Here is a 6,803-nt window from a genome sequence, read left to right as displayed (position 1 = left end):
GCAGAGCATGTAGCGATCGACTGCGGCGAACTGATTAGCCGCGAGCAGGCAGAGGCAATTTTCGGCAACCCGATTTATCAAACTGAACTGGCAGACTTGAACCATTGCTTGAATTTGTTTGAGATCAACACGCCCGCAAGAATGCGGCATTTTCTAGCCCAGATTGCCCACGAGTCAGGTGGACTGCGCTGGCTGAAAGAGCTGGCGGACGGCTGGGATTACGAAGGGCGCGGCGATTTGGGCAACACCCAAGCAGGGGACGGTCCCCGCTTTAAAGGGGCGGGAGCAATTCAACTCACCGGACGCGCCAACTATCAAGCGTTCAGCGATTCTATTCAGGACCTGCGAGTCATGGAAGGAGTGGATTACGTTGCCAGCACCTATCCCTTCTGCAGCGCTGGATTTTTCTGGCAGCAGAACAGCATTAATGCCGTGATTGATGCCGGAGGCGACATTTACGCCGTGACACGCATCGTCAACGGAGGTTTAAACGGCATTGACGATCGCATCCACTACTACGAGGCGGCCTGCGAGGTTATTCGGTAACGCCGTTCCCTTGAAACTCTCTTGTCGGAGGAAGCGAAATTGCTTCCTCCGCGCTCCATCCAGAGTTCAGCCTAGTTTTAAGTGATTCTCGTCCAATTTTGCACCTTTGATCTTTTAGCCACATTGCAAGAGTTTTTGTTTCTCCCCATGCGGTTACATGCCTAGAACTCCTCCTGTTGTTTTGCTGTGTAATCCAATCAACAAAACGGCAATTGTCGGGGCAGTAGTTGCCGTTTGTATCTCTGCGATCGATGGTTAGCCCTGGCTTGTAGCCATTTTGCAACGCCCAATCTCTAAAAACCTCGTAACTATTCTCCCATTCCATACAAACTTGTATTCCTCGCCCACAGTAGCGCTCATTCTTCGTACTGGGTCTGCTGCATCTGTCCTTCATGCCATGCCAAATTCCATAAAGCAGGGTTTTAGATTCTCCATGAGTCTTGCTCGGGTGAGATTCTTTCAACCTTTTAGCTCTTAAGCAGCCACAAGATTTTGTAGGACGGGTCTTGCTTAGAAGTTTTGATTGCCTCACAAGAGATGATTTTCCACATTCACAGAGACACTTCCAAATCACATCTTTTTGACCTCCAGGACTTACGTACAGTCCGTTAGCCGCAACGACCTGAAGACTTCCGATTTTTTTATTGGCAAGGTTTCTCACAGAAAAATCTATCAATACGTTCTGCTTACCCCTTTATTTTATCGTCTTCTGGTGGCGAAATAACAACATGAACGCGCCGTGGGAACGCCAAGGCGTACTCTTCGGCGGGATGCCCCATGAATTTCAAGTTTCAATCCTCTGGCTACGGGATGTTTCCAGAGAATTTCCAGTCTCGGTCTCGGTTTGCTCCGATCGTCGCTTTTGAGCCTGACAACGGCGCTGGCAGCGGCACTCAACCCACGCCGGACCCTGCCCCCGCACCGCCTGAAGATGTAACGGGACTGAAGTCAGCATTACAGAAGGAGCGCGACGGACGATCGACCCTGGAAAAGCAATTTAAACAGCTTCAGGAATCGGTAAAAGGAATCGACCCGGAGAAATACAAGCAGTTTGAGCAGCTGCAAGCTGAGGCGGAAAAGTGGAACCAGCGCGAAGCCGAGATGAAAACCACGCTGGAAACCCAGTATCAGACACAGATTCAGGCTGAGCAACAGAAGGTCAAAGACTGGGAAGGCAAATATCAGGAGCTGCTCAAGCGTGGCGAGGCAGAGAAAGCGTTCCAGGCAGCGAACGGGCGCTCCGGCGGTGGTGAGGACGGCGTGACCTTTTTTGAAATGTTCTACAGCTCGATCGGCAAAGCCCTGAAGCTCAACGACCAGGGCCAGCTTGAGGTGGTTGATGGCAACGGCGTGCGGCTGTTTTCCAAAAAGGACGCCAGCAAGCCAATGGGCGCGGCGGAATATTTCAGCGGCCTGGTTGCTCACCCTGTCTACGCGCACCACTTTGGCCCCAACGAGAAAGCGAAAGGCAGCGGCACCCAACCCGGATCGACCAACAGCGGCACCAATCCGCACCGCGACCTTAGCGGCATGAACCGCGCAGCACGCCTGACCGCCCTCCGCGAAGGACGCTAGCTCGACGTGGGAACACCACAGCAACAAGCCTCGATCGGGCGGGATGCCCAGAGGCAACAACTTTCTTCTTACTCAATTCCCTACGGCGGGAAACCCGCCTTCAGGATTGAGCGCTGACTGTGACGGCGGGATGCCAACGCAGCGACCCTAACCCCCTTACAGCACTTAGGACTACCCTCTCATGGCTTTAACGCTGATCGAGGCGGCTAAACTCGCACCTGACGCGGATGCGGTTTATATCGAAGAATTTGCCGCCAGCTCCGATATTTTGCGCGTGATTCCGTTCCAAGACGTGCAGGGCGGTGCTCTGCCCTACAACCGTGAAGAAGAACTGCCGGGAATCGGCTTTCGCGGCGTAAACGAGGCTTACGACGAATCGACGGGAATTATCAACCCGCAGGTTGAGGTCTGCAAAATTGCAGGCGGCGACCTGGACGTGGATCGCTTTATTGTCGATACGCAGGGACCAGGAAGCCGATCGGCGCACGAATTGATGAAGGTCAAATCGCTGGCGCAAGGCTGGACGCGCACGTTTCTGAAAGGCGACTCCAGCACCAACCCGCGCGTGTTCGACGGTTTGCAAGTCCGTTTGACTGGCTCCCAGCTAATCAACAACAACGCCGCAGGTGGGCCGCTCAGCCTCAACAAGCTGGATGAGCTGATCGACGCCGTTCGCAATCCGACCCACCTGGTGATGAGCCGATCGACGCGCCGCCGCCTGACTGCAGCCGGACGCAACACCGGAATCGGCGGGCACATCAACTTTACCCAAGACGAATTCGGTCGACGCGTAGACACCTACTGCGATCTACCAGTTTTGATTGCCGACACCAACTACGAAGACATCCTCAGCTTCACGGAATCCAGTGCCGACGGCACCAACGTTCAGTGCGGCTCGATCTACTGCGTGTCATTTGACGAAATGGCTGTAACTGGCATCCAGGGCGCTCACGCTGGGCAGTTTGGCATCTCCGTGCGCGATTTGGGCGAGATGGAAACCAAGCCCGTGTTCCGCACCCGGATTGACTGGTACTGCGCGATCGCGGTTCTATCTGGTCGCAGCGCAGCTCGGCTGCGCGGCATCACCAACGCGCCTGTTACGGTCTAGACCGCAATCTAGAACCCCCACCCCCAACTCACTTCACTGGAGGCTTTATGCCAATTTCTCCTGGATTTGCCGATCGTCGCGCCAAACAGTTCGACAAGGCGCTAGAGGTGCGCGACGGCACCCTCCCCGCTCTCACGGGCAGCGCTGTTGAAAACCCGATCGTTGTTCCTGGACTAACCAAACAGCACAACTTTTGTGCTGTTGTGGGCTTCGAGAACTACACGGGCTGGACCGCAGGCTCTGCTGAGTGGATCGTTGCAATCGAAGCAGCTGCCACGATTAACAGCACGTTTGTCGAAGTTGGTCGGATCACCCTCAATGGTGACCCGCTCAAGGGCGCAACCAAAACTACCGAAATCGCTCTATCTGGATTGGCGATCGAAAGCCTGGTTCCTGACGCTCAAGCAGTTCGCGCTCGCGCGATCAAAGTTGGCGGCGCAGGCAGCCTCAAATACAGCGCGTTTTTGTCGAGCTAGCGGTTAGTGGCTAGCCTTTTAGCCACTCCTCATTCCTCATTCCTTACTCTTCACTCATGAACCACCTCAACCCCAACGCAGCAGCAGTACAGCGGCTTACCAACGCTGCCAAAGCGCCCAAACTGCCGGACCCAACCCGGATTTACAAGGCCGGAGAGGAATCGCGCATGGTGCATCGCGTCGATCTGGCTGCATGGCTGCGGCATGGCTGGAGCGAAGATCCGGCGGCTGAAATCGTCACTGCAGCAGAACCCATTCCACCTGCCAATCCGCCAGCACCCCCTACTCCCTCGCCCTACCAGACCCGCAAAGCTGAACTAGAAGCAATGCTCAAACAGCCTAACGGCTGGCGCAAGCTGGAGGCGATCGGCAAGCCTCTCGGCATTGTCAAGCCGGAGGGCGGCTGGGATGAATCGATCAATTTAATTCTGGCAGCAGAGGGACTGGAAAATGCCTAGCACGGGCTATCCGGCCTTTCACATGATTGATATCATCAACACGGTTGGCGGTAATGGCGAGGCAGTGGTGCGACTCCGCGACATTGCGGACAGCAAGGATCAAATTGTGGCAACGATGGACGGAGCAGAGCGATCTGCAATTGCTCGTGACGCTGGGTAAGAGAAAATTAGTACAACTTTAGTCCAATTGCAATTAAGCGCGTTTGAAAGTAATGTCGCAAAATGGGTTTACCCTTCTTTCAATTCGTTGCCAATACGAAGTTGGATAGACACGCTCCTACTCTCCTAAGGAATCGATTCCAGCCTACAGCAACTTGACCGTTCGTGTTCAGCGATTAATTTTTAGCCTGCTAGTGATGGATTCATGAAGTTCAGCGGCAGCAAGAATGACCTTTACCAACGATGAATGGAAAACAATTAACGACTTTTTTAGTAAGTCTTGAACGGACAATCCGCTTTTTGGTAAGATCTCAGCAACGGTAGTATTAAATACTCACCAGGAGGGGCTAGGTTCCACGACTGGCTATGATCCGGTTGCGGCTTTGGTGGACTCCAGTTCGCGTGCTGTGTCAGAGCCAGAGGTAAAGCGTGCGGAGTTCGATTGCGTGATTCTGCGCAGCAGACTCTATTAGTGATCGCATCGTCAGCCAAACAGCCCGCAGACCGAACACTCAACGTGCACAACACCCAATTAGTCCATATCTTTTGTTGTTTAGAGGAGACCTATGACCAGTAAGCCAGACCGCGTGGTTCTGATTGGCGTTGCCGGGGACTCCGGATGCGGCAAATCCACCTTTCTGCGCCGAATCACAGATCTGTTCGGGGAAGATTTCGTCACGGTTATCTGCCTCGATGATTACCACAGTCTGGACCGGAAGCAGCGTAAAGAAACCGGTATCACCGCGCTTGACCCACGCGCCAATAACTTTGATCTGATGTACGAACAGATCAAGGCGCTTAAGAGCGGTGAAACCATCGACAAGCCAATCTACAATCACGAAACCGGAAAGCTCGACCCGCCTGAGAAAGTTTATCCGAACCACATTGTGGTGATTGAAGGGTTGCATCCGCTGTACGACGAGCGCGTGCGCGGACTGCTTGACTTTAGCGTCTACCTCGACATTAGTGATGAGGTGAAGATCGCTTGGAAGATTCAGCGCGACATGGCAGAGCGCGGTCACACCTACGAAGACGTTCTAGCAGCAATTAATGCCCGTCGTCCTGACTTCAAAGCGTACATTGACCCGCAGAAAGAGCACGCCGATGTGGTGCTGCAAGTGCTACCGACTCGGCTGATCAAAGACGATAAAGAGCGCAAAGTGCTACGCGTGCAGATGATCCAGCGCGATGGCGTAGAAGGGTTTGACCCCGCCTACCTGTTCGATGAAGGCTCGACGATCGACTGGATTCCCTGCGGACGCAAACTCACTTGCTCTTACCCTGGCATCCGCATGTTCTACGGACCCGACACGTTCTATAAGCACAGCGTCTCTGTGCTGGAAGTGGATGGTCAGTTCGACAAGTTAGAAGAAGTGATCTACATCGAACAGCACCTCAGCAAAACGTCCACGAAGTACACGGGCGAACTGACGGAACTGCTGCTTCAGCACCGCGAATATCCTGGCTCCACCAATGGTACCGGGCTGTTCCAAGTACTGACAGGTCTGAAGATGCGGGCAACCTACGAGCGCCTGACCTCCAAGAGCGCCAAGATTGCGGCAAGCGTATAATCAGCGCTTGGGCTAATGCCGTTGGGGCTTTCACAAAAGCCCGTGCAAACGGCATCTTAGCTTTTGTACTAGGCAATTTTGCACAGAAGGGATGCTCTTGAGCGTCCCTTCTGTGTTCCGGCGGATCAGCCCATTTGATTAGGTTGTCAAATTTCTGCCATAAGTTCTACCGCTCAGTTTCTAGCGTCGATCGCCCCCGTTTCGGCTTATAATATTTCCTTAAGATTTCAATTCTGATAAGAAACTTGGATAGCGGCGCTACCTGTAGCCCGAAACGCGGTTGACACGCTTACGAATTCTTGAGGGCGATCGTCATGGCAGCAAATCGCACTGACAGTGCTGAAAAGGTTAGTAGCCGTCGGAGCAAGGCAGCTCCCAAGCCTACTCCAGATGCAACGAATACAGACACAATTGAGGCAAATGCAATGAGTGGTGAAAAAACAAGTAAGGCATCTGAGGCACCGAAGGAAGACGCTATGAGTTCGGATAACGTTGTTCAGATTACCGCTCGTCCGGTACAGTCCGACGCGCCTCAAAAAGGACACGGTCTTCAACTGCATCGGCCCGTTGCCATGATCTCAAATCGCCCGGTGATGCCTGACGAGTTAGAAGTTGTGGAAACGATCACGGTGGCTGGGGTTCGCCCGATCGCGGCTAGCCATTTACAGCTATTCGACTCGTTTCTGAATGGTCGCCCGATCTCGGCAAGCAACCTGAGGGTGCAGGAGATGCTTCCTGGCAATCGCCCAATTTTTGCCAGCGACTTCCATTCGGTCGAGAGCTTAGCGCTCGTGGGCAATCGTCCAGTCATGGCGAGCAGCCCAGAGCTGATGGAGGGCAGTACGCTTCCCGGTGGTCGCCCGATCGCCTCAAACGACAACGTTGATCCGGAGCCCGATGCGCTCATGGG

Annotated in this window: 7 protein-coding genes and 1 pseudogene; all 8 read left to right on the top strand. The window is 53.8% G+C overall.

The genetic code is table 11. From position 1 onward, the window contains the following. Nucleotides 1-546: pseudogene (locus tag H6F43_RS17040) on the top strand (chitinase); the annotation flags it as partial. 777 nt (nucleotides 547-1,323) lie between these two features. Next, nucleotides 1,324-2,121, top strand: a complete 798-nt coding sequence (locus H6F43_RS17035) for a hypothetical protein (protein ID WP_190343914.1) — start codon at nucleotides 1,324-1,326, stop codon at nucleotides 2,119-2,121. Nucleotides 2,122-2,302: 181 nt separating this feature from the next. Further along, the gene (locus tag H6F43_RS17030; protein ID WP_190343913.1) at nucleotides 2,303-3,229 is read left to right on the top strand and encodes a major capsid protein; all 927 of its coding nucleotides are present in this window, start codon (nucleotides 2,303-2,305) and stop codon (nucleotides 3,227-3,229) included. Nucleotides 3,230-3,276: 47 nt separating this feature from the next. Continuing rightward, entirely contained in the window at nucleotides 3,277-3,705 is a 429-nt protein-coding gene (locus H6F43_RS17025) for a hypothetical protein (RefSeq protein WP_190343912.1), read from the top strand. A 56-nt stretch (nucleotides 3,706-3,761) separates the two neighbouring features. Continuing rightward, the gene (locus H6F43_RS17020) at nucleotides 3,762-4,163 is read left to right on the top strand and encodes a hypothetical protein (protein WP_190343911.1); all 402 of its coding nucleotides are present in this window, start codon (nucleotides 3,762-3,764) and stop codon (nucleotides 4,161-4,163) included. Next, nucleotides 4,156-4,323: a hypothetical protein gene (locus tag H6F43_RS17015; protein ID WP_190343910.1), complete on the top strand. Its 168-nt coding sequence runs from the start codon at nucleotides 4,156-4,158 to the stop codon at nucleotides 4,321-4,323. The genes H6F43_RS17020 and H6F43_RS17015 overlap by 8 nt, the downstream gene beginning before the upstream one ends. 565 nt (nucleotides 4,324-4,888) lie before the next feature. After that, nucleotides 4,889-5,893, top strand: a complete 1,005-nt coding sequence (locus H6F43_RS17010; protein ID WP_190343909.1) for a phosphoribulokinase — start codon at nucleotides 4,889-4,891, stop codon at nucleotides 5,891-5,893. Nucleotides 5,894-6,369: 476 nt separating this feature from the next. Next, on the top strand, nucleotides 6,370-6,803 hold a 434-nt coding region (locus H6F43_RS17005; protein WP_206754580.1), incomplete at its 3' end, for a hypothetical protein.

Source organism: Leptolyngbya sp. FACHB-36, from assembly GCF_014695955.1.
In the GTDB taxonomy this organism is placed as follows: Bacteria; Cyanobacteriota; Cyanobacteriia; order Leptolyngbyales; family Leptolyngbyaceae; genus FACHB-36.
Note: the sequence above shows the minus strand (reverse complement) of the source record. Positions and strands in the feature narration are given on the sequence as shown.

Excerpts from the sequence above, each read along its gene's own strand:
- H6F43_RS17010 (WP_190343909.1), top strand. The coding sequence starts at position 4,889 with ATGACCAGTAAGCCAGACCGCGTGGTTCTGATTGGCGTTGCCGGGGAC.
- H6F43_RS17020 (WP_190343911.1), top strand. The coding sequence starts at position 3,762 with ATGAACCACCTCAACCCCAACGCAGCAGCAGTACAGCGGCTTACCAAC.
- H6F43_RS17035 (WP_190343914.1), top strand. The coding sequence starts at position 1,324 with ATGAATTTCAAGTTTCAATCCTCTGGCTACGGGATGTTTCCAGAGAAT.
- H6F43_RS17025 (WP_190343912.1), top strand. The coding sequence starts at position 3,277 with ATGCCAATTTCTCCTGGATTTGCCGATCGTCGCGCCAAACAGTTCGAC.
- H6F43_RS17015 (WP_190343910.1), top strand. The coding sequence starts at position 4,156 with ATGCCTAGCACGGGCTATCCGGCCTTTCACATGATTGATATCATCAAC.
- H6F43_RS17030 (WP_190343913.1), top strand. The coding sequence starts at position 2,303 with ATGGCTTTAACGCTGATCGAGGCGGCTAAACTCGCACCTGACGCGGAT.